This is a genomic window from Martelella sp. FOR1707, from assembly GCF_053484265.1.
Map to the genome: position 1 here is coordinate 150,798 of NZ_JBAKFP010000009.1, position 25,345 is coordinate 176,142.

Sequence of the window (25,345 nt, forward strand, 5' to 3'; positions counted from 1 at the left end):
ACAGACGCGCTGCGGCGTCAGACGACCAGTACTGGACACGACGCCAGGCTCGTCACCTTATGGGAAACGCTGCCCAGCAGAAAACCCTCTATATCGCCCATGCCCCGGCTGCCGACGACGATCAGATCGGCACCGTGATCGGCGGAGAATTTCACGATGGTGCGCGCCGGCTGGCCGCTCTTGATGAAGGCGCGAAACTTGGTGGCGCCGGCTTCCCTGGCCAGCACCTTGGCCTCATCCGCCACTTCCTTGGCATAGCCGCGCATGGCGTCGTCTATATTCTCCGGGGTCTGCGGACGCACCATCGACATCGAACCCTCAAGCAGTGAGTGGTGTCTAAATACGGTCAGCATGAGAAGCTCGCCCTCATACTGCGCCTGCATCTGCGCGCCGTAACGGATGGCCTTCTTCGAGCCTTCCGACCCGTCGACGGCAACGACAATCGTTTTGAACATTCTTTTTCCTCCCGGTTTATCTGAATGCCAGATCACGCGCGAAGAGTGCGATCTGCGGGAAGAAGATCAGGGCCACCGCGACCCCCATGAGAATGAGGATGAAGGGCGGCGTCCCGCGGATCACCTCGATATAGGGTCGCTTGAACACCGCGATCGCCGTGAAAATATCACAGCCGAACGGCGGCGTGGCCGACCCGATCGCAACCTGCAGCGTGATGATGGCGCCGACAAGCACCGGATCGAGACCGACGGCATCCACGACCGGCGCGAAGATCGGCACCAGAACGAGGATAACCACGATCGGATCGACGAACATGCAGCCGACGAAGAAGGCGATCGAAATGACGAACAGCACGCCGATCGGCCCCATCTCGGTAATGCCGATGGCGCCGAGGATTGCCTGCGGCACCTGCGCAAACGAGATCACCCATGAAAAGGCCGCACCTGCGCCCACCAGAATGAATACCACGGCCGTGATCAGGCCGGTCGACTTGGCGGTCTGGTAGACCTCGCCAACCGTGATCGAACGGAACACCACGACTTCGAGAAGCAAGGCATAAAGCACGCAGGCCGCGGCCGCTTCGGTCGGGCTGAAGACGCCGCCATAGATGCCGCCGATGATGATGACGGGAAAACCCATGGGCCAGAGTGCTGCAAGCAGCGCCCTGCCGCGCTCGGACCATGTTGCCCGCTCCTCGGTCGGCACGTTGTTGCGTACAGCGTAGATGTAGCTGTAGATCGAAAACAGCACGAGGATCAGCAGGCCCGGGCCGATGCCGGCGATGAAGAGTTCAGCGATCGAGGTGTTGGATACGACGCCGTAGATGATCATGCCGATCGACGGCGGGATCAGGAAGGCGATGTCGGAGGCGTTGACGATCAGCGCCAGGATGAAGCTGTCCTTGTAACCTGCCTTCAGCATGCGCGGCCGAAGCGGCGAACCGACGGCCACCACCGTCGCCTGCGTGGAACCGGAGACCGCGCCGAAAAGCGTGCAGGCTGACGCCGTGGAAATCGCAAGACCACCACGAATGTGGCCCACGAAAGCCATCACCAGGTCGATCAGACGTCCGGCCGATTGTCCGCGCGTCATGATGTCGGCGGCGAAGATGAACATCGGAACCGCGATCAGCGACGCCGGACGGATGCCCGCCAGCATCTGCTGGACCATGGTTTCCATCTGCCCCATGCCGCCGAACATCGTGACGAATCCGATGAAGGCGCCGACGATGAGCGGGATCATCATCGGAAAACCCAGAAGCAGGAGGACGATCATCGCGATGAAAATTGTAGCTGCCATGATGCCGTCCTCAGATCTCTAGTTCGTCTTCTTCATATCCCTCGAGCACGCTGGTCGAGAGATAGATGTCCCGCGAGGTCATGTTCTTGATGGCGGTCAGCACATATTGCGCGCCGGTCATGAAGAAGCCGACCGGCACCCAGACGAGGGTGATCCAGACGGGAATCTGAAGGGCGGGAAGCACGCGACCGCGCGATGCCTGCGTCAGGAGGTAGCCGATCGAGTAATAGCAAAGCCCGAACATGAAGAGCGCGGTCACCAGCGCGATGCCTATCATCAGCGGCTTGCGGACATTGCTCGGCAGGGCGTCGTAGATCGCCGACATCCGGATGTGGCGTCCGTGCCGCGCCGCATAGGAGATGCCAGCGAATGTGATGAGAATGATGAGAATGCGGTTGAGTTCTTCGGAAAAGAAGATGCTCTGCTGAAACGCGAAACGGCCCACCACATTGGCGACCGTGTTCAGTGCCATCAGCAGGACGCCGGTGGCGAGAAAGAAGGATTCTATCCGGCTGATGGTCGTGTCGATCACGCCCAGAACGCCGGGTAGAGTGGATTCATGCCGGTCAATACTGTCGCCGCTGTCGGTCATCTCACAAGTTCCCGATACTGAAAGAGACCGGGCGGGCTGCAACCCGCCCGGTCCTGTTCCTGATCCTCGGTATTAGTCCAGCCGTATCGGGACTTAACCTTCTTCGGCAGCCTTCAGATCGGCCTTCATCTGGTCGAGAATCTTCTGGCCGGACTCGCCGGTCATCTCGATGAAGGTCGCTTCCACGTCCGCGGCGGCGTCCTTGAAGCACGCGCGCTGCTCTTCATTCAGCACCGTCACCGTCATCTCGGGCTTGGCATCGGTGATCTTCTTCAGCTCGGAATCAGCCAGACCCTTCTGATAGTCGACGATGTAGTCGTAGGCTTCATTCGAGGCCTTCTCGATGAGCGCCTGGTCTTCCTCGCTCAGCCCGTCGAAGAAGTCCTTGTTGGCCATCACCGCGGTGGTGAAGTTGTTGTGACCGGCATAGGTGATGTAGTCGGTCACCTCATAGAGCTTCGTCGAATACAGGAAGAATGTCGGGTTTTCCTGGCCCTGAATGATGTTCGTCTGCAGCGAACCGTAGACCTCGCCCCAGGGCAGCGGCGTCGGCGTCGCGCCGAATGCCTTGTAGCTTTCAACCAGCAGCGGGTTGGTCATGACGCGGAATTTCACGCCTTCAAGGTCGGCGCAGGATTCCACCGGCTCCTTGGTGGTCATGGCGACTTCGCCTTCGGGGAACATGGTGAGGAGTTCAAGACCCTGCTCGGCATAGAGCTCGGGGAACATTTCGTTGACGGCCTTGGAGTCCTTGTAGAAACGCGCGAGCTGTTCCTGGTCGGTGGGCAGCAGGTACGGCACGAAGAAGACCTGGGCTTCCGGAATCAGCGAACCGGTGAAGCCAGGCGACTGGTCAACGAACTGAAGGATGCCGGACTGGGCCTGTTCCATGATATCGGCGGATTCACCGAGCGTGCCGAACGGGAAGAGCTGGATCTGGTGGTCGGAATTGGCCTCGATCACTTCCTTGAACTTCTGGGCGTATTTGCCCTGCACCTCGTCCATGGCTTCCTCGAAGGCGTACTTCCAGGTGGCTGCGTGTGCACTGCCGAGACCCGCGACGGTCATCACGGTCGCAGCAATGGAACTGAAAAGGATCTGCTTGTTAATGCGCATAAATGGTTGCTCCCATTGTGTTGGTGCGCGACCGCAATGGCATAGGGGCCTGCCGCGGCGGTACCGGGCAGGAATATTGCCTTGAAATCGGTCTGCGCTGTCTCCGGCTTCGACGATCCGAATTGATCGTGCCGGTGTTTCCCGCTCTAGTTTTATTATTGTTCTGATTTGGCAACGGTGAAACAATGACAATTTAGAGTCAATGATTATATTAAATCATTACAATTTCGAACAGGGTCGGACGGCAGCTGGCTTGGCCTTAGAACGAACGGACTGGCAGCGCGCGGCCGCCCTAATTGGTCAAAAGCGCCGGCTCGAAGCGGCTCCGGATAATCCGGCTGATGACCCTTAAACCACTGTCAAGCGTCTCGATCGACTGCCCTCCAAGGCACACGCGCACCGCCGGCTCCGGATAGTCATCGGCAATCGCGAACGCGCTTCCGGGTGCCACCGCAACGCCTTGCTGGCGGGCATGGGAGACGAAGTCGTCCTCGCTCCAGCCGGGGGGCATCGGCAGCCAGATATGCATGCCGTTCGGCGAGGATCTGAAGGGGACGCCCGCCAGAATGATTTCGGCCAGCCGGTTGCGTTCGGCGAAGGCGTCGGCCTGGTAGCGTGTGAGCTTCTCGGCGGTCCCGTCCTCGATCCAGCGTGCGGCTATTTCCGCAAGCATGGGCGTTGCCATCCAGTTGACAACGAGATGGCGGTTGGCGGTCGCAGCTTCCAGCCCCTCGGGCATAACGAGAAAGCCCAGCCGCAGGCCCGGCATCACGCATTTTGTCAGCCCGGTGAAATAGAAGGTCCGCTCGGGCGCCATGTTGGCGATCGGCGCCGGCCGCTTGGCCTGCATTGGCCCCCAGGCATCGTTCTCGATGATCATGATATCGCGTTTCCGGGCGACCTCGACGAGCGCGCGACGACGCTCCTGCGGCATGATCCGGGCCTGCGGGCCAAGGCCTGCCGGCATCAGGTAGACTGCGCGAACGGTCTCGCGAAGGCTCAGCCGTTCAAGCGCTTCGGGGATCATGCCCTGGTCGTCGGACGGCACGCCGCGCAGGCGATAGCCGAGATAGCCGGCAAGGGGTTTGAGCGTATGATGCGTGAGTGTCTCGGCTGCGATCAGGTCGCCGCCATTGGCCGCGGTCAGGACCGCCAGCGCCATAGCGGGGCTCGACCCGTTGGTGATCATAACACCCTGCGATTGCAGCTCTATTCCGCAATGCCTCAGCCACTTGATGGCATTCTCGCGGTACTTCCCCAGTGCGGTGGCCGGCCTGAACGACGCGTAGATCGTGGTTGGCAGATCGTCGGCGAGGTCCTTAAGCGCCTGCTTCATCAACGCGGCATGCATAGGCTCTAGCACCGGCTTCAGTAGCGACAGATCGATCATCGGGCCGTCGGGATTGCGCGGCAGATAGGGCGTGCGGGTCTCGTTGCCGGTGGCGCGCACGAAGGTGCCGCGACCCACTTCGCCGCTGATGACGCCGCGCCGGATCAGCTCGTCATAGGCGCGCCCCACCGTCTGTACGCTGAGCCCCAGATCGTAGGCGAGATTGCGGTGGGTGGGCAGACGGTCACCCTGCTTGAGTTGACCGCTTTCAATTGCTTGCATAACCGCGTCGGCCAGCGAACGATAAGCGGGACGACGAAGCGTCCCAGGTTGTGGAGGCCATATTGTCATGATTTAGTGTGACCCGAAAAAGGGACAATTGACAAGCCCCTCGCCTTTCCGTGGAAACCCGCAATGATCAAGCTCGACGACCGCGATATCAAGATCCTGTCCGTACTCGACCGCGAGGGGCGCATCTCCAAGACGGAGCTCGCCAGGCGCGTCTCCCTGTCGGCCACGCCCTGCTGGGAACGGCTGCAGCGGCTGGAGAAGGCCGGCATTATTTCCGCCTACCGTGCGGAAATCAGCCTGAAGAAAATTGCCGCCCATGTGGAGGTTTTCGTGATGGCGGAACTCGAAAATCACCGGGTCGAAACCATGCAGGGTTTCGAGCGCGCTGTCGAGCGCTACGACGAGATCGTCAATTGCTGGGCGCTGGGGGGCGGCTACGACTATCTGCTGCATGTCGTCTGCAGGGACATCGACACCTACCAGCGCATGATCGACCAGTTGCTCGGCGAAGGCGCGGGCTTTGCGCGCTACTTCACCTATATCGTCACCAAGCCCGTCAAATCCGGCCGCATTCCCTTCGAGGCCCTGCTGCCGCCACCCGGCAAGGGTTGATTTCTCTCCCTTTCGACCCCGCAAAAAAGAGGAATCCTCTGCCCGGGACATTCCGATAAGAGGAACCGACTGCAAACCGCCCGATAGTCTCGTCGCATCCGATCGCCCCGCCCTGAGCGGCGATCCACCACGGACAAAACGGGAGAGAGACATGGCAGAAGCGCACCGCATCGATACCGACCGCCGGGACATGTCCCGTCTCGACGATCCCAAACTGCTCCGCAGCTTCTCATACATTGACGGAAAGTGGACGGCGGCAACCGACGGCGCGTCGCTCAGCGTGACCAATCCGGCCGACGGCTCCGAGTTCGGTGAAGTCGCGGCGCTGAGCGGTGATGACAGCGCCGCCGCAGTCGACGCTGCGCAGACCGCCTTCCCCGCATGGGCGAGCCTCCTGCCGCAGGAGCGCTCGGCGATGCTGCGGCGCTGGTTCGCGTTGATGGGCGAACATCGTGAGGACCTGGCCCGCATCATGGTGCTCGAACAGGGCAAGCCGATCTCCGAGGCACGCGGCGAGATCGACTATGCTGCGGCCTTCATCGAGTTCTACGCCGAGGAAGCCAAGCGCCCCAACATAGAGAGCGTGACCTCGCACCTGCGTGATGCCGAAGTCGAGGTATGGCGCGAACCGCTCGGCGTTGCAGCGCTCATCACGCCGTGGAACTTCCCCTCGGCGATGATCACCCGGAAGGCCGCGGCGGCCCTTGCCGCCGGCTGCGCCGTGCTGGTTCATCCCTCCGCCGAGACCCCCTTCTCCGCGCTCGCGCTGGCCGAGCTTGCCGAACGCGCAGGCCTTCCCGCCGGCGTCTTCAACGTCGTCACCGGGAATGCCGCCACGATCGTCGAGCCCTGGCTCAACGATCCCCGCGTTCGCGCGCTGTCCTTCACCGGCTCCACCGAGATCGGCAAGCATCTCTACCGGCGCTCCGCCGACACCGTGAAGCGCCTCGTGCTTGAACTCGGCGGCCATGCGCCTTTCATTCTCTTTGCCGATGCCGACATGGACCAGGCCGTCGACGAGGCGATCAAGGCCAAGTTCGCAACCTCGGGCCAGGATTGCCTCGGCGCCAACCGCTTTTTCGTGGAACGCTCGGTCTACGAGACTTTCTGCGAAAAATTCGCCGCCCGCACCGCCATGCTGTCGGTCGGCATTGGCATGGACGATCCCGATATCGGCCCGCTGATGAACGAAAAGGCCGTCGCCAAACAGCGCCAGCATGTCGAGGACGCCGTCAAGAAAGGTGCGCGCGTGCTGACCGGCGGCAAGGGGCACGAAGCCGGCGACCTCTTCTTCGCGCCGACGGTGCTTGCCGATGTGCCCGCCGACGCCCTCATCATGCATGAGGAAACATTCGGCCCTGTGGCCGCGATCGCGCCCTTCGATACCGAGGAAGAAGCGCTTGCCCGCGCCAACGACACCGAATACGGCCTCGTCGCCTATCTCCACACACAGGACCCGCGCCGCATCTACCGCGCCAGTCGGGCGCTGCAGTTCGGCATGGTTGCCGTCAACCGCACCAAGGTCACCGGTGCGCCGATCCCCTTTGGCGGCATGAAGCAGTCCGGCCTCGAACGCGAAGGTTCGCGTCTCGGCATGGAAGCCTTCACCGAAGTCAAATATGTCTGCCGCGACTGGGCGTGAGCCTGCGGCGGAACCGCGCAACAACACACACGAACGATAATCGAAAGGAAAGCCTATGCTTCGCAACGACCAGCTTGACCAGTGGGATCACGATCACTTCTTCCACCCCTCGACCCATTTGGGCCAGTTCGCCCGTGGTGAACTGAAGAACCGGATCGTCACCGGCGGCGAAGGCGTCCATATCTCGGACCGCGACGGCAACAGGCTGCTCGACGCCTTCGCCGGCCTCTACTGCGTCAATATCGGCTACGGCCGCCGGGAAGTCGCCGATGCCATCGCCGAGCAAGCCCGGGAGCTCGCCTACTACCACTCCTATGTCGGCCATGGCACCGAAGCCTCGGTGACGCTTGCCAAGATGATCATCGACCGCGCGCCTGCAAACATGAGCCGCGTCTATTTCGGCCTGTCAGGTTCGGATGCCAACGAGACCAACATCAAGCTCGTCTGGTACTACAACAACATCCTCGGCCGGCCGGAGAAGAAGAAGATCATCTCCCGCTGGCGCGGCTATCACGGCTCGGGCCTGATGACCGGTTCATTGACCGGGCTTGAACTGTTTCACAAGAAGTTCGACCTGCCGCTCAGCACCGTCATCCACACCGAGGCGCCCTATTATTACCGCCGCGACGACCTGGCGATGTCGGAACAAGACTTCGTGGCGCATTGTGCCCGCGAGCTCGAGGCCCTGATCGAGCGGGAAGGCGCGGACACCATCGCGGCCTTCATCGGCGAACCGGTTCTGGGAACCGGCGGTATCGTGCCGCCGCCCGCCGGCTACTGGGAAGCCATCCAGAACGTGCTGAAAAAGCACGATATCCTGCTGATCGCCGACGAAGTGGTCACCGGCTTCGGCCGTCTCGGCACCATGTTCGGCTCCGCCCATTACGGTATCGAGCCCGACATCATCACCATCGCCAAGGGTCTGACCTCGGCCTATGCTCCGCTTTCCGGCTCGATCATCTCCGACAAGGTGTGGAAGGTCCTCGAGCAGGGCACCGACGAGAACGGCCCGATCGGTCATGGCTGGACCTATTCCGCGCACCCGATCGGCGCCGCGGCGGGCGTTGCCAACCTGCAGCTTCTCGACAAGCTGAACCTTGTTTCGAATGCCGGCGAGACCGGCGCCTATCTCAACAAGGCCATGTCCGACGCGCTCGGCGACCACGCCAATGTCGGGGAGATCCGCGGCGAAGGCATGCTGTGCGCCGTCGAATTCGTCGAGGATCGCGACAGCCGCACCTTCTTTGACGCTGGAAAGAAGATCGGCCCCTCGGTGTCCGCAGCCATGCTCAAGCGCGGCGTCATCGCCCGCGCCATGCCGCAGGGCGATATCATCGGCTACGCCCCGCCCTTCTGCCTGACCCGCGCGGAGGCCGACACCATCGTCTCGGCCACCGTCGACGCTGTGAAAGAAGTGCTCGGCTAAGCATCGTCGCAGCCTGAAAAACGTCAGCGCGGGACGCAAGGCCCCGCGCTTTTTCATTCCCGAGAGGTCGGCCCGCTCAGCTTGCGGAAGCCGCAGCAGGCCGTGATTGCAGTGCGTTCCGCCACGGTGTCCGTCGGGCCACCATTCGGCAAGCAATAGCTACAGAGGCATCGGCAATTCCGGATTATCCATGCCGGGGCGCTCAACCAACCGGAAGGCCTCGTCACACAAAAAGCGCCGACGAGACTCGACATTGCGTTCGTTTTTCGACATGTTTGCTTAATCGTTTAAGCAAGATATGACACGAATGCAGCAGCGCCCGCCCAAATTGACCGAGATCGCGGATCGGCTGGATATTTCCACCGCAACGGTCTCCAATGCGCTTTCCGGCAAGGGGCGGGTTTCGGCGGATCTGGCAAAACGGATACGGGAGGTGGCGGACGAGCTGGGCTATGTGCCAAGCTTGTCGGCCCGCGCACTACGCACCGGGCTGACCGGCGTCATCGGTCTTGTCCTGCCGGATATCGGCAATCCGCTGTTTCCGCAGATCGCACAAGCGATCGAGAACGCGGCGACCGATGCCGGGCTCGGCGTTCTGATTGCGGATTCGCGCGGCAGCATCCAGGCGCAGACGGAAGCCATCCGGCATTTGAAGGATCACGGCGTTGACGGCATGATCGTGGTGCCGCGGCGCGGTACGCGCGTCGGCGATATCGGTTGTCCGGTGGCGATGATCGATTCTCCGTCGACGCCCGGAAACACGGTTTCCGCCGATCACTGGGGTGGTGGTTTTCTTTTGGGCGAGCATCTGGCCGCTCTTGGTCACCGGAAAATCCTGCTGATCGGCAATCATCGCAATTCCATTGTTCAAAATGACAGGCTTGGAGGCGTACGCGCAGCCCTTGCCGCCGCCACGACAAAAACGATCTGGCTCGACAGCCCGTCAATGGCGGCAGGAGACGGGTTCGATGCGACGCAGTGGTATGCGGAAGGCTTCACCGCCTTTGTGACCGTCTCCGACCTGCAGGCGCTGAAGGTGCTCACCCATCTGCAAAATGCCGGGATCGGCGTTCCGGCCATGGCGTCGGTCTCCGGCTTTGACGATCTGATGTTTGCAAGCGTCGTCACCCCGGCGCTGACCACCGTGCGGATGGATATGCCCGCGGTCGCTGAAATCGCGATCACCGCGCTCAAACAGGCGATCGAAACACGAGCCGAAGCCGACGGCCAGACCGTGAAGGCTGCCCGCGACCGCGTTCCCATGACCCTTGTCATCCGCCGATCCACCGGACCGGCTCCACAAGAAGAAGCTGAAAAGCCATTGATCACCAAAACCTCTGAAGGAGAACTGAACCCATGAAGACCTTTCTCACATCTGCCGCTGTCGCGGCGCTGGCGCTTTCGGCCGGAACCGCCTCAGCCGCCGACAAGACGCTGACGATTTCCGTCTATGCCTTCGCGCAGGATGCGTTCAAGGAGATCGTCTACGACCCGTTCGAGGAAATCTGCGATTGCGACATTGTCGTTGAAACCGGCAACAGCGTGGAGCGGCTGGCCAAGATGGAGGCCAACAAGGAAAGCCCCGTCGTCGATATGGCCGTCATGTCGATGGCCGATGCGCTTTCGGCCGCGCGCGCGGGGCTGATCGCCGATATCGATTATTCGAAGCTGTCCAGCTACGACAAGCTTTACGATATCGCCAAGGATCCCAATGGCGATGGCAAGAGCGTCGGCTACACCTTTTACGCCACATCGATCGCCTACCGCTCCGACAAGGTGTCGATCGACAGCTGGGAGGATCTGTTGAGCCCGGAACTGGCTGGCCGCGTCGCATTTCCCAATGTCACCACCAATCAGGGCCCGCCCGCGCTTTACATGCTCGGCAAGGCCATCGGCAATGACGATTACAATCTGACGGCGCCGATCGATGCGGTTGCCGAGCATCGCGACGATTTCGTCACTTTCTACGTTCGCTCCTCGCAGCTGGCGCAGCTGATGCAGCAGGAGGAAATCTGGGCAGCACCCATCGGCCGTTTCGCCTGGGGCCGGTTCACCGATATGGGCTTTCCCATCGCATGGGCAACGCCGAAGGAAGGCCAGACCGGCGGCCTCAATGTCATGGTCATGACCAAGGACAGCGGCCACGAAGATCTGGCGATGCAGTTCATGGATTTCTGGCTGTCGACGGATGTTCAGACCAAGCTTGCAGAAGCGCTGGTGGACAGCCCCGCCAACAAGGAGGTCGTGGTTTCCGACGCGGTTGCCGATAACCTGACCTATGGCGCGGAAACGGCTGACAACCTCCATCTTCTGCCCTCCGACGTTCTGCTGGATAACCGCGATATGTGGCTTGAGCAGTGGAATGAAGACGTCGGTCAGTAAGACCGGCTGAAACCGGCAGACCTTGTCCCATCCGGGTTTGCCTGTGCACGGCGGCGATTGCGCCGCCGTGCTGTTTGACAAGAGAAAGTTACCTCATGTTTCAAAGCCGCGTTGAGGCCATGGCGCTTGTTCTGCCGGCCGCCCTTTTCGCCGGAGTGGTGTTTCTGGTTCCGGTCGTGGTGCTTTTGGCGCAGGGCGTGCATATCGATGGCCAATGGACGCTTTCGGCCTATGCCGATTTCTTCTCGAAATCGCTGAACCGCACCGTCTTTTTCCGCACGCTGAGACTGGCCGCACTGGTGACCGTCATTGCCGCCATCATCGGCTATGCCGCGGCCTATGCCACCGTCAGCCTGCACGAGAAGAGCAAGGGGCGGATGATCGGGCTGATCGTTCTGCCGTTGATGATTTCACCGGTGGCGCGCACCTATGCCTGGATCGTGCTTCTGGGGCGCACCGGCATCATCAACAAGGCGCTGGTCGGTCTCGGGCTTTCGGACGAGCCGATCCGCTTTCTCTTTACCGAAACGGCCGTCACCATCGGCCTGCTGCAGCTTTTCCTGCCGCTGATGATCATTGCGCTGATTTCCGCGCTGGAAAACATGCCGCGCGATGCCGTGCCCGCCGCACGCGTTCTGGGCGCCAACTGGTTTCAGGTGTTCTGGAAGGTGATCCTGCCGCTCACCCGCGAGGGGCTGATCATCGGGGGAACGCTGGTTTTCACCGGTTCCATGACCGCCTATATCACGCCGGCCATTCTCGGCGGCTCCAAGGTGCTGATGCTGGAAACCCTGCTTTATCAGCGCGTGACCGTTGCCAATGATCTGGTCTCGGCCAGTGTGATTGCCTTCATTCTGATGGCCATGGCCTTTTCCGCCAACTTCCTGCTCAAGAAAATCGCATCCGCGCGAGGTGGCAAATGAGATCGAAATTCTTCATCTTCCTGCCGCTGGCGCTGACGCTCGTCTTTCTGATCGGCCCGTTCATCGTCATCGTGATGGCGGGGCTTTCATCCGGCAACAATCTCGCCTTTCCCCCGCCGGGGCTTTCGCTGAAATGGGTGATCAAGGTCTTCTCCGTCGAGAGCTTCCGCGACAGCTTCGCCATGTCGATGTTTCTGGCGATCTTCGGCACGCTGGCCGCGCTGATCCTCGGCATTCCGGCGTCCTATGCCATGTCGCGCTACAAGGTTCCGGTTGCGGAAACCGTGCGGCTGATCGTCTCCTCTCCGATCATCGTGCCGGGGATCATCGTCGGTCTGGCGCTCTTGCGCTATTTCGTCGTGCCGCTGTCCTTGTCGATCACGCTGGCGCTGTTCGTCGCCCATACCGCGCTGATCCTGCCCTATGCGGTGCGCGTGGTTTCGGCGAGCCTCAACAATTTGCGCTCCGATATCGAAGAGGCCGCGATCCTGCTCGGCGCCAGCCGGGCAGGGGCGTTTTTCCGCGTGGTGCTGCCCAATATTCGCGGCGGCGTGCTCTCGGCCTTCATTCTCGGCTTCGTGACGAGTTTCAATCAGGTGCCGGTGTCACTGTTCCTGTCAGGGCCGGGCGTTCGCACGCTGCCCATCGATATGATCGGCTATATGGAAACCACTTACGATCCATCCGTCGCCGCACTCGCCGCACTTCTTGCTTTCCTCTCGATCGGCATTGTGTTTGTCGCCGAGCGTTTTCTGGGCTTTACCCGCTATGTCTGACCAAACTCTGCTTTCCCTGAACAACCTGTCGCTCTCCTACGGCAAGAACACCGTCGTTGAGCGGCTTAACCTTGAAATTGCCAAAGGTGAGCTGATCGCCCTTCTTGGGCCTTCGGGTTGCGGGAAGACGACGACCATGCGTGCCATTGCCGGGCTGATGACGCCGTCGGGCGGTGAGATCTTTCTGGATGGCCGCGATGTCACCCGCGTTCCGCCGAACAAGCGCGAGGTCGGGCTGATGTTTCAGTCCTATGCGCTCTTCCCCCATCTTTCGGTGTTTGAAAACGTCGCTTTCGGGCTGAAACTGAAGGGTATGCGCGGTTCGGATCTTTCTGCTCGCGTTGGTGAAGGCTTGAGCGCTGTCGGCCTCGGCGATTATGCCGGCCGACGCCCCACCGATCTTTCCGGCGGTCAGCAGCAGCGCGTGGCCCTTGCCCGCTCGCTGGTGATGGATCCGAAAGTGCTGCTTCTGGATGAACCGCTTTCGAACCTTGATGCACGTTTGCGTCTTGAAATGCGCACCGAGCTTCAGCGGGTGCAGCGGGCCAACAATCTGACCATGGTGTTCGTGACCCACGACCAGTCGGAGGCGCTGTCGCTGGCCGACCGGATCGTTGTGATGAAAGATGGCGCCATCGAACAGCTCGGAACGCCGGAGGATATCTATAACCGTCCCGAATCCGCCTTCGTTGCCGATTTCGTCGGCTTCGAAAACATTTTCACGGTTGAAGCGGGCAAGCTCAAAGGCAAAGGCGAAGCCTTCTTGCTTCCCGAAGCGCTTCCTGCGGATGCAAAGGGTCTGGCATGGCGGCCGCGTTTCGTGCGCCTTGGCGAAGGGGCCTTCACTGGCACGGTGATCGGCGCGGCCTTTGTCGGTCAGATGCGCGAATATGTGCTGGAAACACCGCTTGGTCAGATCAAGGTCGATGTGGATGCCAGCGCACCGGCGCATAGCCTGGGCCAGCAACTCGCCTTCGATCTTCGGGTCGAAGACGCCGTTATCCTGAAGCGATAGGCGGCGATCATGGGCGTCTGGATCGACACGGATATGGGGTTCGACGACATCGCCGCCATCCTCACCGTTCAGGCAAGCGGTGAGAGGATCGACGGCCTGTCGCTGACCTTTGGGAACACGACGCTGGCGAAGGTCAGCAGTAATGCCGCCTCGGCGGCAAGGGTTTTCGACTGGACCTTCCCGATCCATGCCGGGGCTGACCGGGCGGTGATGGGGGCGGTGGAAACCGCAGCTTCGATCCTCAGCGATGCCGGCATGCCGACGGCGGGGCTCAGCCTGCCGGAAGCGACACTTCCGCCATCCGATCCGGCCTTCGTTGCCCTTTGCGACTGGCTTTCGAAGGATGACGGGCCGAAGCGTATTCTGGCACTTGGGCCTTCGACCAATATCGCAGCCCTTTGTCTGGCGCGGCCCGACCTTGCCAGCCGGATCAGCGAGATTGTCTGGATGGGCGGCGGCGTCACCAGCGGCAACCACACCGCTTCCGCCGAGTTCAACGCACTGGCTGACCCGGAAGCGGCCTCAATCGTGCTTTCGCGTGGCATCCCCTTTGTCATGGCCGACCTCGATTTTTGCCGCAAGGTCACGATCAACGCAGGCGATGTAGCGGCGCTGCGCGTTGAAAACGGAAGGAACGCACCGCTTCTGGCCGACCTAACAGAAGGATTTCTCAACATAGCCGCAAGGCGGGGTCGCACCGAAATGGCGTTTTTTGATCCTGCGGCGGCAGTGGTTTTTTGTTACCCGTCGCTTGTTGCCCTGCAGCCGGTTCATCTGGCCTTTGAAACGGCCGGACACATCACCCGTGGACGCAGTGTCGTTGAAACCCGTGCTTACAAACTCGCACCGGAGGCGGATTTCAACGCATCGATTATCACCGAGGTTGATGCCGATGCCGCGCATGACACGATCATGGGCGCATTGCTGGCGGAGGCTCGGCGATGAAAAACATTAACGATCCCGGAATACGCGCCGCAGCGGTTGAGGCTGCCCGTGGTGAGCGGCCATTCGACCTTCTGATTTCCGGCAGCACAGTGGTGGATGTCGCAACCGGTGAACTGCGAAAGGCCGATATCGGCCTTTCCGGCTCCATGATAGCGGCAGTGATCCCTCCCGGCAGCCGCAGCGACGCCGCGCACCGTCTCGATGCGACGGGCGCCTTCATCGCGCCGGGTCTCATCGACATGCACATGCATGTCGAAAGCTCGATGGTGACGCCTGCGACCTATGCCAGAGCCGTTTTGGCGCGTGGAACAACGTCGGTTGTCTGGGATCCGCATGAACTGGCCAATGTCGCCGGTGTTCCTGCTGTTGACTGGGCGATTGAGGCCGCGCGCGATCTGCCGCTCGATACCACCGTTCTGGCGCCATCCTGTGTGCCGTCAGCGCCGGGGCTTGAACGCGCTGGCGCGGATTTCGGGCCGGAAACGATTGCCGGACTTCTTGAGAGACCGGAAATCGGCGGCATCGCCGAAGTCATGAATATGGAGGGCGTTATTTCCGGCAGTCCGCGCATGAGCGCCATCGTCAATGCCGGACTTCATGCACAAAAACCGGTTTTCGGTCATGCGCGCGGGCTTTCCGGCAACAGGCTTGCGGCCTTCATGAGCGCCGGAGTGTCTTCCGATCATGAGCTGACATCGGGCGATGACCTTCTGGAGAAACTGCGCGCCGGGCTGACAATCGAGCTGCGCGGCTCGCACCCTTACCTGTTCGATGACTTTGTCGCGGCTTTGAAGAGCCTGCCCGTCTGGCCACAGACGCTGACGCTGTGCACCGACGATGTCTTTCCGGATGACCTGTTGACCGGAGGCGGTATGGTTGCGCTCATCCGGGCGCTGGTCGCGCGCGGTTTGCCCCCCGTTCAGGCCCTGCAGGCGGCCACGCTGAATGCCGCGCGGCGTCTGAACCGAACCGATCTCGGGCTCATCGCGGCCGGACGGCGCGCCAATATCGCGATTTTTGAGGATCTTGAGGCGTTTGCGGCCCGCCACGTTATTGTCGATGGCAAGGTCATCGCCTCTGACGGGTGCCTCAATGCTGCCGTTTCCGATCATCCTTCCGGCATGCTCAAGGGCTCCATGAAGGTTGAGCCGCTTTCATCGGATGATTTCAGGGTGAAGGCCAAGGGGACGCGCGTCGAGGTCGCCACCATCGACCAACCGCGGTTTACCCGCTGGGGCAAGGCGGAGGCGGATGTGCAGAACGGATTTGTATGTCCGCCAGACGGCGCAACGCTGATCAGCGTCGTCCACCGTCACGGTCAAGCAGCAGCGAAGCCGCAAACCGGGTTTCTGCGCGGATGGGGAGAATGGCGGGGCGCATTCGCAACCACGGTTTCGCACGACAGCCATAACCTCACAGTGTTCGGCCAGAACACGGAAGATATGGCGGTGGCGGCCAATGCGCTGATCGAGAGCGGCGGCGGCATGGTCGTAGTGGCTGATGGCAAGGTGAAAGCACTGCTTGCCCTGCCGCTGCTGGGCCTGATCTCGGATGCACCGCTTGAAGATGTTGCCCGTGATTTCGAGGCCGTGCGCAAGGCTGCCGGAACAATCGTTGACTGGGAGCCGCCCTATCTCACCTTCAAGGCGCTGGTCGGTGCAACGCTTGCCTGCAACGCCGGCCCGCACCAGACCGATATGGGCATCGCCGATGCTGAAACCGGAACCGTGCTGGAAAGCCCGGTGCTGCGGCAGATTTTCTAGTCGGTCTTGACGGGCAGTTCGGTCTCTGTCAGCCGCACCCAGTAGGCTGCGCCGTAGCCGATGGCGTCATCGTTGAAGTCATAGGCCGTGTTGTGGTGCAAAGCGCCGTCCACGGCCGGACCGTTGCCAAGCCAGACATAGCAGCCTGGCACTTCATTTCCGAAAAAGGCGAAGTCGTCGCCAGCCGTTGAGGGCGGAAAGGCCGTGCGCACCTTTTCGCCGAAGACGGTTTCAGCTGCCTGCAGCGCCGTTTGCATCGGCTCCGTCGCATTGACGACCGGCGGAATGCGGCGAATGAACCGATACTCGGCCTCAATGCCGAAAGAGGCAGCCATGCCATGCGCAAGCCGGCCTATTTCCTCTTCCAGCTGGTCGCGGGTTTCGGGCGAATAGGCGCGCGCGGTTCCGCCGATTTCAACGATATCCGGAATGACGTTGAGCGCATTCGGATCGCCTGCCCTCACCGAGCAGGCTGAAACGACCGCGGGCTGAAGCGGATCGACCACCCGCCCGACAATCGTCTGCAGCGCTGCGATGAAATGGCCGGAAGCCGTCACCGGATCGCGTCCGAGATGCGGCTTTGCGCCGTGGGTGCCGGTGCCCTTGAACGTGACGCGCCAGCTATCCGAAGAGGCAAGCTGCGGCCCCTCGACCACGGCCATTTCATCGATATCGAGACCCGGCATATTGTGCAGTCCGTAAACCGCATCGCAGGGAAACAGCTTGAAAAGCCCATCCTCTACCATCTTCTTCGCGCCGCCGCGGCCTTCTTCGGCGGGCTGAAAGATGAAATGAACCGTGCCGGAAAAGTCTTTCGTCCGCGCCAGATAGCGCGCCGCCGCCAGAAGCATCACCGTGTGTCCGTCATGGCCGCAGGCATGCATCTTGCCCTCGACGGTGCTTTTATAGGGCCGGTCCGCCGTTTCCGGCATGGCAAGCGCATCCATATCCGCGCGCAGGCCGATGGCCCGGTTGCCGTCGCCTGCCTTCAGCGTGCCGACAACCCCAGTGCCGCCAAGTCCGCGATGGATCGCAATGCCGTCTTCTTCGAGCAATCTGGCGACGATCTCGCTGGTCCGGTGTTCCTCAAAGCCGAGCTCGGGATGTGCGTGCAGATCCTGACGCAGCGACCGCCAGAAGGCGTGATCACTCATGATCTCGGAAAGCACCGATGTCGCGCGATTGTCCTGTACAGTCATCCTCTTAAATGCCTTTCGGAGTGTTTTTTCCGGTAATGATATCTACGGCCTAAAGCGCTTCTTAAGCGGTATCAACGCGAATTGCGAGGTCCTGTAATATGGCCGCACCTCGCGAGACCTGTCACGGTCAGTCCACTTTCCCGTGCTCGGCCAGGAAGTTCAGCAAGGTTCTGACGCGTGCGGGAAGAGGGCCGCCCTGTCCCGTATAGACGGCGTGGAATGCTTCATTGTCAGCGGTATGAAACGCATCAAGCACCGGCATCAGCCGGCCGGCCGCGATGTCGTCTCGCACGGTGAAGGCAGCAAGGCGCGCGAGGCCGAGCCCCCTGATTGCCAGTCGGCGGACGGTTTCTCCATCGCTGGCCTGAATGCCGATTGCGGGACAGGCCTGGGCGGGTTCGCCATCGGAGATAAAACGCCATCCTTCGATTTCGCGCGGATAGCCGAAGCCGATCCTTTTGTGCCGTTCGATATCCGCAACACATGCCGGTTCTCCGACGCGCTCAAGATAGTCCGGCGCAGCGACGATGATCATCGGCGATTCACCGAGCTTGCGCGCGACGAGACTGGAATCCTTGAGCGGCCCGGCGCGCACGACGACATCGGTCCGCTCTGCCAAGAGGTCGATCACGCTGTCGGTCAGGACGATGTCCAGCACAATCTCCGGGTACCGCTCCTGAAACATCGGCAGGACCGGCTCCAGCACATGCGCCGCGTAGGATGCGCTCGTATTCAGCCGGATGCGCCCGACAGGCTGTTCGCCTCGCCCGGCATGCCGCTCGGCTTCTTCGATGTCCGACAGAATTGCCGATGCGCGCTCGTAAAACGAGCAGCCTTCGGCGGTCAGATCGAGACGCCGGGTGGAGCGGTTGAAAAGCCGTGTGCCGAGCCGGGCCTCCAGTCGGGAGATCAGCTTGCTGACGGCCGACTGCGTCATCCCAAGTTGCCGCGCCGCATGGGTGAACCCGCCGAGTTCGACAACCCGAACGAAGACTTCCATTTCACCGCTACGGTTTATGTTGATGCGAGACATATGAATTGAATTCACTTATGATATTCTTATCGGCCGACTAATTCACTATAAATTCGCGGGCTAGGATCTGTCTATCGAAAACCGCACGGACAGGACCCGCCATGCCACTCGCACTCTATGCTCTGGCCGCCGGTGCCTTTGGCATCGGCGTCACCGAATTCGTCATCATGGGCCTTCTTCTCGAGGTCGGTCGCGATCTCGGCGTGTCCGTCGCCGCGGCGGGCATGCTGATTTCCGGCTATGCGCTGGGCGTCGTGGCCGGCGCGCCGGTCCTCAGCGTCTTGTCGGCAAACATGAACAGGAAGCACGTATTGATCGGCTTGATGGCGATCTTCATCATCGGCAATGCGGCCTGCGCGATGGCGCCGACCTACGGCCTGCTGATGGCGGCGCGCATTCTGACGGCGCTGACCCACGGCACCTATTTCGGCGTCGGCTCGGTCTTCGCCGCAAGCCTCGTCGGCAGGGAGAGACAGGCGTCCGCCATCGCAATCATGTTCACGGGCCTCACACTGGCGAACATTCTCGGCGTGCCGGCCGGAACATGGATCGGGCAGCAATTCGGCTGGCGCACGACCTTCTGGGCGGTGACGGGGATCGGTATGCTGGCATTCGTCGTGCTCATCCTCTTCGTCCCGTCGGATACGTCGCCGGCGCGCCGAGCGGACTGGAAGGCCGATATGAAAGCCGTCTCCCGCGCCCCGGTTCTGCTCGGCTTCCTGACGACGGTTCTCGGCTTTGCCGGAGTCTTCGCCCTGTTCACCTATATCGCGCCGCTACTCACCCAGGTGGGCGGATTTGCCGACAGCGCCGTTTCACCGATCCTGCTGGTCTTCGGCCTCGGTCTTGTCGGGGGAAATCTGCTGGGCGGCAGGCTCGCGGATACAAGGCTGAAAACGGCGCTCATCGGCAGCATGGGCGCGCTTTCAATCGTCCTTGTGGCCATGACGTTCGGGCTCGAAAACCGGGTCGCCGCGATCGCGCTGACGGGCCTTCTCGGCGCGGCGGGATTTGCAACGGTGCCGCCGCTGCAATCATGGGTCCTTTCCAAGGCAATCGGAGCCGGCGAGAGTCTCGCCGCCAGCCTCAACATCGCGGCCTTCAACCTTGGCAACGCGCTCGGCGCCTGGACGGGCGGCGTCGTGATTGCTCAAGGGTCGGGGTTGAAGGCGCTGCCGCTCGCCGCGGCGGCGTTTCCCGTCCTCGCCATCATGATCGCGCTCGGCGCTTTCGGGCTCGAACGGCGACATGCCCGTTCCCCGCATCCATCCCGACACACAGCTTTACGCTAAGGAGATTATCATTATGGAGTATCGCTATCTCGGAAAATCCGGCCTCAAGGTTTCCGCGCTGAGCTTCGGCGCCGGCACATTCGGCGGATCCGGACCGCTCTTCAGCCATTGGGGCACGTCCGATGTGATGGAGGCGCGCCGTCTCGTCGACATTTGTCTGGAAGCTGGCATCAATCTGTTCGACACCGCTGACAATTATTCGGACGGCGCGTCGGAGGAAGTGCTGGGCGAGGCGGTGAAAGGCCGTCGCGACACGCTGTTGCTCTCCACCAAGATGAGCCTGCCCGTGGGAGACGGGCCGAATGCTGCCGGTTCATCCCGGTACAAGCTGGTCAGAGGCGTCGAGGCCGCGCTCAGGCGTTTGAAAACCGACCATATCGACCTTCTCCAACTGCACGCGTTTGATGCGTTCACCCCGGTTGAAGAGGTGCTTTCGACGCTCGACCAGCTCGTGCGCGACGGAAAGGTTCTTTACGCCGGCGTTTCGAATTTCTCCGGCTGGCAGATCATGAAGTCGCTCGCCGCGGCGGAAAAACACGGCTGGCCGCGCTATGTCGCCAATCAGGCTTACTACTCGCTCGTCGGCCGGGACTATGAGTGGGACCTGATGCCGCTTGGGGCGGACCAGGGGTTGGGCGCGATCGTCTGGAGCCCGCTCGGTTGGGGGCGGCTGACCGGCAGGATCCGCCGGGGCAATCCCATTCCCGAGGCCAGTCGTTTGCACGAGACCGCGCAATTCGGACCGCCGGTAGACGATGAGTATCTGTACACGGTCGTCGACGTACTCGATGCCATCGCGGAAGAAACCGGCAAGACCGTTCCGCAGATCGCGCTCAACTGGCTTCTCCGGCGCCCCACCGTCTCGTCAGTCATCATCGGAGCGCGTAATGAAAAGCAGCTCCGCGACAATCTGGGGGCTGTCGGCTGGGCCCTGACCGAGGATCAGATCGCGCGTCTGGATGCGGCAAGCACGAAGCCCGCGCCTTACCCCCATTTCCCATATCGCCGGCAGGAAGGCTTTGCACGGCTGGACCCTCCGATGGTTTGAGGAGGCAGATCGAGGAGCGCCGTTCGACCTGATTGCGCTTAACCGATGGACTTCGCCGGTTTGCGGACGGACGGGGCATTGATGAGGGCCACGCCGGCAATCGCGGCCAGGAGCCCGGTTGCGACCGGCAGCGTCAGGGTCTCGCCCAGAAACGCAATCCCGAGAACTACGCCGATTCCGGCGCGCAGGTAGCTCTGGCTCGCCACGCCGAGCGAGCCGAGCGTGTGCACCAGCCGGAAATAGACGAGCAAGGCCGCTCCCGTGCAGAAGATCGACAAAGCGGCCGTCGCGGCCAGGGCGGGAGCGCCAAGGCGCAGCGTCATCGGCTCTTCGACGATGAATGCCAAAGGCACCAGAACGACGCTGGCCCAGATCATGGTTCCGAGCGCGGTCTCCAGCGCGCCGACCTTGGAAAATCTCTTGCCGTAGATTGCGGCGCCCGCATAGAGCATCGCACCGGCCAGGCAGGCCAGCTGGCCCGCCACCGCGCTGCCCAGGCCCGAGAGCGCGTCCACGCCGACGATCAGCACGACGCCGGCAAGGCCGAGGATGGCGCCGGCGAGCTTCCGCCCGCCAAGCGTTTCGTGGCGGGTGATCAGGGTGGTGAACAGGAAGACGAAGATCGGGGAGGTCGAGTTCAGGACGCTGGCAAGCCCGGCGCCGACGAACTGCTGTCCCCAGGCAAGCACCGTCCAGGCCCCGATGCTGTTGAAGGTCGCCTGAACCCCCAACATCGCCCATGTCCTCGCATCGCGCGGCATCCGGCCGCCCCGCACCAGCAGAACGACGAAAAGAAACAGGGCCGCGCCGCTGACCCGCAAAGCGATCAGGGTGATCGGTGGAATGTCGGTCACCGCGACCTTGATGAAGAGGTAGGACGATCCCCAAAGAAGCGCCAAAAGGCCGAGCAGCAGGTACTCGACAGTCATCGATCCCCGCGAGGTCATCTTGCCCGGACCTTCCGCTGTCCGAAGCTGCCGCGAATGGGCCATACCATCATCTGTCGTATCTCCTTGTGTTCTGGAGTACGACTAGCCGATGGATCGCCTCGAATGCTTCGACGACGACCGAACCATCAAAGAAGGCCCGGACATCGCGCATATCGCCGCGCCGATCAGCGTTCCCGCCCGCCCCGACATCCCGACGGCGCTGATGGCGGGAAAGGCTCTGACCGCGACCGCGAGCCAGCTTGCCAACAAAGACCAAGGACATCGCTCACGCCAGAAAGTCGAGCACCATTCGGTTGAACTTGTCGGCGTGTTCCCACTGAACCCAGTGGCCGCATCGGTTGAAGACGTGCAGTTCGGAGTTCTCTATGCCCGCCACCAGCCTGAGGCCGGTGTCCACCGGCACGAAGCGGTCGTTGCGACCCCAGACGATCAGCGTTTCGGCGGTGATTTCGTGCAGCCGGTGGTCGACATTGGGGAACTGGCGCGGATTGATCGCCAGGCTCTTGACGAAATTTTCTAGGTGGTCGCGGCGCGCCAGGATGTTCTTCAACCGGGTCTCGAACAGCTCTTCGGTGAGATCGCTGGAATCGAAGACGAAAACATCCATCATCTTCTTCAGGTTCTCGATGGTAGGATTGCGATAAAGCGCGCCGATTAGCTTGATGCCTTCGGCGGGCTGCGGCGTGAACAGGCTCACGCCGCCGGTGCCGCCGCCCATCAGGATCAGCTTGCCGACCTTTTCGGGATGCGCGAGCGCGAAGGCAACCGCGCTGTGGCCGCCCATCGAGTTTCCGATGATGTGTATCTTCTCAAGCGCCAGTTTTTCGACAAGACCGTTCAGCATCCGGGCGTTCAGGTCGGAGCGGGAGCCTTCGGAGATGACCGTGTCGCTCTCTCCCCAGCCGGGGCAATCCATCAGCACGACGCGATAGCCGGCGTCGGTCAGGGGTTGGATATTGCGATTGAAATTCGCCCAGCCCGTTGCCCCGGGGCCGGAACCGTGGAGCATGACCACGGCCTCGCCGCCGAGGCCAGGGTCGCAATCATTGTGATGAATTTTCAACGTGCTGTCGCCGTGGGCGATCTCGGCGAAACGGCTGGTCGCTTCCGCCGTGAATATCTGGGCCATGAAGTCTCCTCCGGTGATGGCGCTTTCTTCGAGGCGAAACTAGCGATCTCGTCCCGGCGTGCGCAAACGGCCAGCCCATGCTGTGCACATTGTGCACGGAGCCGATTTGGCGATTGTCCGGTTCGTTTTGCCTCTGTTAGCCAGTGAAAAGCAGACGACGCGGACCCAATGCTGTGAGGAGCGGCGTTCGCGCACCGTTTTCATGATCGAAGGCCAGCGCCGCGCATGTCGCGGCCGGGACGGAATGTCCAGGAAGCCCGCAGGCGGTTTCCCGGCCGGAAGAGTGTTGCCATTTTCAGGGAGGCTTTCCATGGCATTTTCAGATCAATTTGACCCCGGCCCGCAGATTGCCCAGTGCGGCACCGTCAATCTCGGCACGAAAGATATCGAAAAGTCGCTGTTCTTCTTCCGCGACACGCTCGGCATGGAAGAGGTCGAGCGCAAGGGCAATGTGTCCTATCTGCGCTGCTATCAGGAACTGGGACATCATTCCCTGGTTCTGACCGAACAGGAAGAGGCCGTCGTCAATGCGTTCTCATTCCGCGTCAAGCGCCCGCAGGATGTCGCGCTGTTCCATGAGGAGCTGACCCGGCAGGGCATCGAGGTTCTCGAGGTTCCGGCCGGCGCCGAAGCCGGACGCGGCGAAGCGATCCGTTTCCTTCTGCCCGGCGGCGGTCATCCGTTCGAACTTTATTACGACATGGAAAAGCCGCTGGCGCCGGAAAGCATGCGCTCGCGCCTGCCGTCCAACAGCTCGAAACGCCGTGGCCTCGGCGTGCGCCGGATCGACCATTTCAACATCCAGACCTCGCCGGACACCATCAATCAGGCCGAAAGCTGGGTGCGCGATACGCTCGGCTTCAAGCGTCGCGAATTTGCCCATCTGCCGCACCGGCCGGGCACCGTGCTGGCCTCGTGGATGTCGGTGACGCCGCAGGTACACGACCTGGCGATTGTCGCCAACGGCCTGAACAAGACGGCCCAGCTTCATCACATCGCTTTCAATCTGCAGGATTTTTCCGACGTATTGACGGCGGCCGATACGCTGCGCGATCTCGATGTTTCCTACGGCGTCGGGCCGGGCAAGCATGGTATCGGTCAAGCGATGTATCTTTATATTCACGATCCGGGGTCCGACCACCGCGTCGAACTTTATGCCGGCGGCTACCTGATTTTCGATCCCGATTGGAAGCCCATCGAATGGGAACAGGAAGCATTTCCCGATGGCATGACATGGTATGGCGATCCCATCGATACGTCGACAGGCAGCCGCGGGCGCCACACCACCGGCTGCGCCGGGCTCTACCGCAATGACCCGGCCCCGGCATTGGCCAAGTAGTCTTCGACCTTGCGCGCCGCTTCCCGAAGCGGCGCGAGATATTTCTCGCATGCCTGCGACAGGCTCATGGCCGAGCGCAGCATCACGACATTCAGGCATCCGGCCACCTTGTCGCCATGCATGACCGGCACCGCGAGCGCCATGATCTTCTGCTCGCGGGTCCAGTCGCCATTGGCAAATGCGTAGCCGTTTTTCCGGTAGTCAGCGAGCTGCGCCTCGAAGGCGCTTCGCGCCGCTGGTTCCGCCAGAAGCGAGCCCGGCTGCCGCGCAAGGCCCGCAAGCAGCGCTTCACGCTCCTCATCCGGACAGAAGGCAAGATAGGCCCGCCCAAGCGCCGTCGTGGTCAACGGCAGGCGGCGGCGCACCGTGACCTTGTGAAAAGACAGCGGGCTGAAACGGTGCGTGGTCTCGCGCACCTGCATGGAAAGCCCGTCAAGCGTTGCCAGGTCCGAGGGCCAGACCACCTTGACAAGCAGTTCGCCGAGCACGGCGGAGGCTGCTTCCGAAATCCACTCGTCTTCATTGTAGCCGTCGCTCAGGCCGTAGACCCCGGCCGTCAGCCTGTAGCTGTCGTCGGACGTCGACCGGCGCACCAGACCCTCGTTCTGAAGCGTTTCCAGAAGCCGGCGCACCGTCGTGCGATGCAGCCCTGTCGCCGTGCTCAACTCCCGCACGGTGGCCCACCCGCCCTCGGCCTGGTTAAGCGACCGCAACAAAGCGAGGCCTCGCGACAGACCCTGAACGGGCTTGTACGGCGTTTGGCTTGCCTCTCCCATTTTGGCCTCCG

The 25,345-nt window shown here is 61.7% G+C and carries 23 protein-coding genes; 13 read left to right on the top strand and 10 right to left on the bottom strand.

Annotated elements, in window-relative coordinates; genetic code table 11:
• Positions 1-17: 17 nt before the first annotated feature.
• From V6765_RS21770 to ehuR, 5 genes are all read right to left on the bottom strand, one after another.
• The gene (locus V6765_RS21770; RefSeq protein WP_448432707.1) at positions 18-455 is read right to left on the bottom strand and encodes a universal stress protein; all 438 of its coding nucleotides are present in this window, start codon (positions 453-455) and stop codon (positions 18-20) included.
• Between the two features lie 16 nt (positions 456-471).
• Positions 472-1,755 (bottom strand): TRAP transporter large permease, encoded by a 1,284-nt coding sequence (locus V6765_RS21775; RefSeq protein WP_448432708.1) that lies wholly within the window; start codon positions 1,753-1,755, stop codon positions 472-474.
• A gap of 10 nt (positions 1,756-1,765) precedes the next feature.
• Positions 1,766-2,347, bottom strand: a complete 582-nt coding sequence (locus tag V6765_RS21780; RefSeq protein ID WP_448432709.1) for a TRAP transporter small permease — start codon at positions 2,345-2,347, stop codon at positions 1,766-1,768.
• 93 nt (positions 2,348-2,440) lie between these two features.
• Positions 2,441-3,463, bottom strand: coding sequence for a TRAP transporter substrate-binding protein (locus tag V6765_RS21785; protein ID WP_448432710.1), 1,023 nt, complete (start codon positions 3,461-3,463; stop codon positions 2,441-2,443).
• Between the two features lie 292 nt (positions 3,464-3,755).
• A complete protein-coding gene (gene ehuR, locus V6765_RS21790; RefSeq protein WP_448432711.1) occupies positions 3,756-5,144 on the bottom strand; it encodes a MocR-like ectoine utilization transcription factor EhuR in 1,389 nt (462 codons plus the stop codon).
• A gap of 63 nt (positions 5,145-5,207) precedes the next feature.
• Here ehuR and V6765_RS21795 point away from each other — a divergent pair, with 63 nt between their 5' ends.
• The 10 genes from V6765_RS21795 (at position 5,208) to V6765_RS21840 (ending at position 16,568) form a co-directional block, all read left to right on the top strand.
• Positions 5,208-5,696: an Lrp/AsnC family transcriptional regulator gene (locus V6765_RS21795; protein ID WP_448432712.1), complete on the top strand. Its 489-nt coding sequence runs from the start codon at positions 5,208-5,210 to the stop codon at positions 5,694-5,696.
• A 151-nt stretch (positions 5,697-5,847) separates the two neighbouring features.
• Complete coding sequence (locus tag V6765_RS21800) at positions 5,848-7,338, top strand: NAD-dependent succinate-semialdehyde dehydrogenase (protein WP_448432713.1); 1,491 nt, start codon at positions 5,848-5,850, stop codon at positions 7,336-7,338.
• A 55-nt stretch (positions 7,339-7,393) separates the two neighbouring features.
• Positions 7,394-8,764 carry an aminotransferase gene (locus V6765_RS21805; RefSeq protein WP_448432714.1) on the top strand — a complete coding sequence of 457 codons (1,371 nt, stop codon included), beginning with the start codon at positions 7,394-7,396 and terminating at the stop codon, positions 8,762-8,764.
• A gap of 307 nt (positions 8,765-9,071) precedes the next feature.
• Complete coding sequence (locus V6765_RS21810) at positions 9,072-10,124, top strand: LacI family DNA-binding transcriptional regulator (RefSeq protein ID WP_448432715.1); 1,053 nt, start codon at positions 9,072-9,074, stop codon at positions 10,122-10,124.
• Positions 10,121-11,146, top strand: coding sequence for an ABC transporter substrate-binding protein (locus V6765_RS21815; protein ID WP_448432716.1), 1,026 nt, complete (start codon positions 10,121-10,123; stop codon positions 11,144-11,146). Before V6765_RS21810 ends, V6765_RS21815 begins: the two co-directional genes overlap by 4 nt.
• A 95-nt stretch (positions 11,147-11,241) precedes the next feature.
• Complete coding sequence (locus V6765_RS21820; protein ID WP_448432717.1) at positions 11,242-12,069, top strand: ABC transporter permease; 828 nt, start codon at positions 11,242-11,244, stop codon at positions 12,067-12,069.
• A complete protein-coding gene (locus tag V6765_RS21825) occupies positions 12,066-12,845 on the top strand; it encodes an ABC transporter permease (protein ID WP_448432718.1) in 780 nt (259 codons plus the stop codon). The genes V6765_RS21820 and V6765_RS21825 overlap by 4 nt, the downstream gene beginning before the upstream one ends.
• Positions 12,838-13,860 (top strand): ABC transporter ATP-binding protein, encoded by a 1,023-nt coding sequence (locus tag V6765_RS21830; protein ID WP_448432719.1) that lies wholly within the window; start codon positions 12,838-12,840, stop codon positions 13,858-13,860. Before V6765_RS21825 ends, V6765_RS21830 begins: the two co-directional genes overlap by 8 nt.
• A gap of 9 nt (positions 13,861-13,869) precedes the next feature.
• Positions 13,870-14,805, top strand: a complete 936-nt coding sequence (locus V6765_RS21835; protein WP_448432720.1) for a nucleoside hydrolase — start codon at positions 13,870-13,872, stop codon at positions 14,803-14,805.
• Positions 14,802-16,568 carry an adenine deaminase gene (locus V6765_RS21840; RefSeq protein WP_448432721.1) on the top strand — a complete coding sequence of 589 codons (1,767 nt, stop codon included), beginning with the start codon at positions 14,802-14,804 and terminating at the stop codon, positions 16,566-16,568. Before V6765_RS21835 ends, V6765_RS21840 begins: the two co-directional genes overlap by 4 nt.
• Here the strand turns inward: V6765_RS21840 and V6765_RS21845 are convergent.
• Positions 16,565-17,722, bottom strand: a complete 1,158-nt coding sequence (locus tag V6765_RS21845) for a M20 aminoacylase family protein (protein ID WP_448432779.1) — start codon at positions 17,720-17,722, stop codon at positions 16,565-16,567. The two genes, V6765_RS21840 and V6765_RS21845, sit on opposite strands and share 4 nt — an antisense overlap.
• 172 nt (positions 17,723-17,894) lie before the next feature.
• Entirely contained in the window at positions 17,895-18,800 is a 906-nt protein-coding gene (locus tag V6765_RS21850; RefSeq protein ID WP_448432722.1) for a LysR family transcriptional regulator, read from the bottom strand.
• A 101-nt stretch (positions 18,801-18,901) separates the two neighbouring features.
• Here V6765_RS21850 and V6765_RS21855 point away from each other — a divergent pair, with 101 nt between their 5' ends.
• Together V6765_RS21855 and V6765_RS21860 are read left to right on the top strand one after the other, a co-directional pair.
• Complete coding sequence (locus V6765_RS21855; protein WP_448432723.1) at positions 18,902-20,092, top strand: MFS transporter; 1,191 nt, start codon at positions 18,902-18,904, stop codon at positions 20,090-20,092.
• A 13-nt stretch (positions 20,093-20,105) separates the two neighbouring features.
• Entirely contained in the window at positions 20,106-21,140 is a 1,035-nt protein-coding gene (locus V6765_RS21860) for an aldo/keto reductase (protein WP_448432724.1), read from the top strand.
• A 38-nt stretch (positions 21,141-21,178) separates the two neighbouring features.
• Here the strand turns inward: V6765_RS21860 and V6765_RS21865 are convergent, their stop codons facing one another.
• Positions 21,179-22,132 (bottom strand): DMT family transporter, encoded by a 954-nt coding sequence (locus V6765_RS21865; RefSeq protein WP_448432725.1) that lies wholly within the window; start codon positions 22,130-22,132, stop codon positions 21,179-21,181.
• A 223-nt stretch (positions 22,133-22,355) separates the two neighbouring features.
• Positions 22,356-23,219, bottom strand: a complete 864-nt coding sequence (locus V6765_RS21870; protein ID WP_448432726.1) for an alpha/beta fold hydrolase — start codon at positions 23,217-23,219, stop codon at positions 22,356-22,358.
• A gap of 310 nt (positions 23,220-23,529) precedes the next feature.
• Between V6765_RS21870 and V6765_RS21875 the strand changes: the two genes are divergently transcribed.
• Entirely contained in the window at positions 23,530-24,558 is a 1,029-nt protein-coding gene (locus V6765_RS21875; RefSeq protein WP_448432727.1) for a VOC family protein, read from the top strand.
• Here V6765_RS21875 and V6765_RS21880 read toward each other — a convergent pair.
• Positions 24,522-25,334: a DNA-binding transcriptional regulator gene (locus tag V6765_RS21880; protein WP_448432728.1), complete on the bottom strand. Its 813-nt coding sequence runs from the start codon at positions 25,332-25,334 to the stop codon at positions 24,522-24,524. The genes V6765_RS21875 and V6765_RS21880 overlap by 37 nt on opposite strands.
• Between the last annotated feature and the right edge of the window lie 11 nt (positions 25,335-25,345).

Bases quoted from the DNA above. Each gene is read 5' to 3' on its own strand.
- V6765_RS21850 (WP_448432722.1), bottom strand. From the start codon at position 18,800: ATGTCTCGCATCAACATAAACCGTAGCGGTGAAATGGAAGTCTTCGTT.
- V6765_RS21845 (WP_448432779.1), bottom strand. From the start codon at position 17,722: ATGAGTGATCACGCCTTCTGGCGGTCGCTGCGTCAGGATCTGCACGCA.
- V6765_RS21770 (WP_448432707.1), bottom strand. From the start codon at position 455: ATGTTCAAAACGATTGTCGTTGCCGTCGACGGGTCGGAAGGCTCGAAG.
- V6765_RS21875 (WP_448432727.1), top strand. From the start codon at position 23,530: ATGGCATTTTCAGATCAATTTGACCCCGGCCCGCAGATTGCCCAGTGC.
- V6765_RS21795 (WP_448432712.1), top strand. From the start codon at position 5,208: ATGATCAAGCTCGACGACCGCGATATCAAGATCCTGTCCGTACTCGAC.
- V6765_RS21775 (WP_448432708.1), bottom strand. From the start codon at position 1,755: ATGGCAGCTACAATTTTCATCGCGATGATCGTCCTCCTGCTTCTGGGT.
- V6765_RS21855 (WP_448432723.1), top strand. From the start codon at position 18,902: ATGCCACTCGCACTCTATGCTCTGGCCGCCGGTGCCTTTGGCATCGGC.
- V6765_RS21870 (WP_448432726.1), bottom strand. From the start codon at position 23,219: ATGGCCCAGATATTCACGGCGGAAGCGACCAGCCGTTTCGCCGAGATC.
- V6765_RS21880 (WP_448432728.1), bottom strand. From the start codon at position 25,334: ATGGGAGAGGCAAGCCAAACGCCGTACAAGCCCGTTCAGGGTCTGTCG.
- V6765_RS21825 (WP_448432718.1), top strand. From the start codon at position 12,066: ATGAGATCGAAATTCTTCATCTTCCTGCCGCTGGCGCTGACGCTCGTC.
- V6765_RS21860 (WP_448432724.1), top strand. From the start codon at position 20,106: ATGGAGTATCGCTATCTCGGAAAATCCGGCCTCAAGGTTTCCGCGCTG.
- ehuR (WP_448432711.1), bottom strand. From the start codon at position 5,144: ATGACAATATGGCCTCCACAACCTGGGACGCTTCGTCGTCCCGCTTAT.
- V6765_RS21800 (WP_448432713.1), top strand. From the start codon at position 5,848: ATGGCAGAAGCGCACCGCATCGATACCGACCGCCGGGACATGTCCCGT.
- V6765_RS21780 (WP_448432709.1), bottom strand. From the start codon at position 2,347: ATGACCGACAGCGGCGACAGTATTGACCGGCATGAATCCACTCTACCC.
- V6765_RS21830 (WP_448432719.1), top strand. From the start codon at position 12,838: ATGTCTGACCAAACTCTGCTTTCCCTGAACAACCTGTCGCTCTCCTAC.
- V6765_RS21865 (WP_448432725.1), bottom strand. From the start codon at position 22,132: ATGGCCCATTCGCGGCAGCTTCGGACAGCGGAAGGTCCGGGCAAGATG.
- V6765_RS21835 (WP_448432720.1), top strand. From the start codon at position 13,870: ATGGGCGTCTGGATCGACACGGATATGGGGTTCGACGACATCGCCGCC.
- V6765_RS21840 (WP_448432721.1), top strand. From the start codon at position 14,802: ATGAAAAACATTAACGATCCCGGAATACGCGCCGCAGCGGTTGAGGCT.
- V6765_RS21820 (WP_448432717.1), top strand. From the start codon at position 11,242: ATGTTTCAAAGCCGCGTTGAGGCCATGGCGCTTGTTCTGCCGGCCGCC.
- V6765_RS21785 (WP_448432710.1), bottom strand. From the start codon at position 3,463: ATGCGCATTAACAAGCAGATCCTTTTCAGTTCCATTGCTGCGACCGTG.
- V6765_RS21815 (WP_448432716.1), top strand. From the start codon at position 10,121: ATGAAGACCTTTCTCACATCTGCCGCTGTCGCGGCGCTGGCGCTTTCG.
- V6765_RS21805 (WP_448432714.1), top strand. From the start codon at position 7,394: ATGCTTCGCAACGACCAGCTTGACCAGTGGGATCACGATCACTTCTTC.
- V6765_RS21810 (WP_448432715.1), top strand. From the start codon at position 9,072: ATGCAGCAGCGCCCGCCCAAATTGACCGAGATCGCGGATCGGCTGGAT.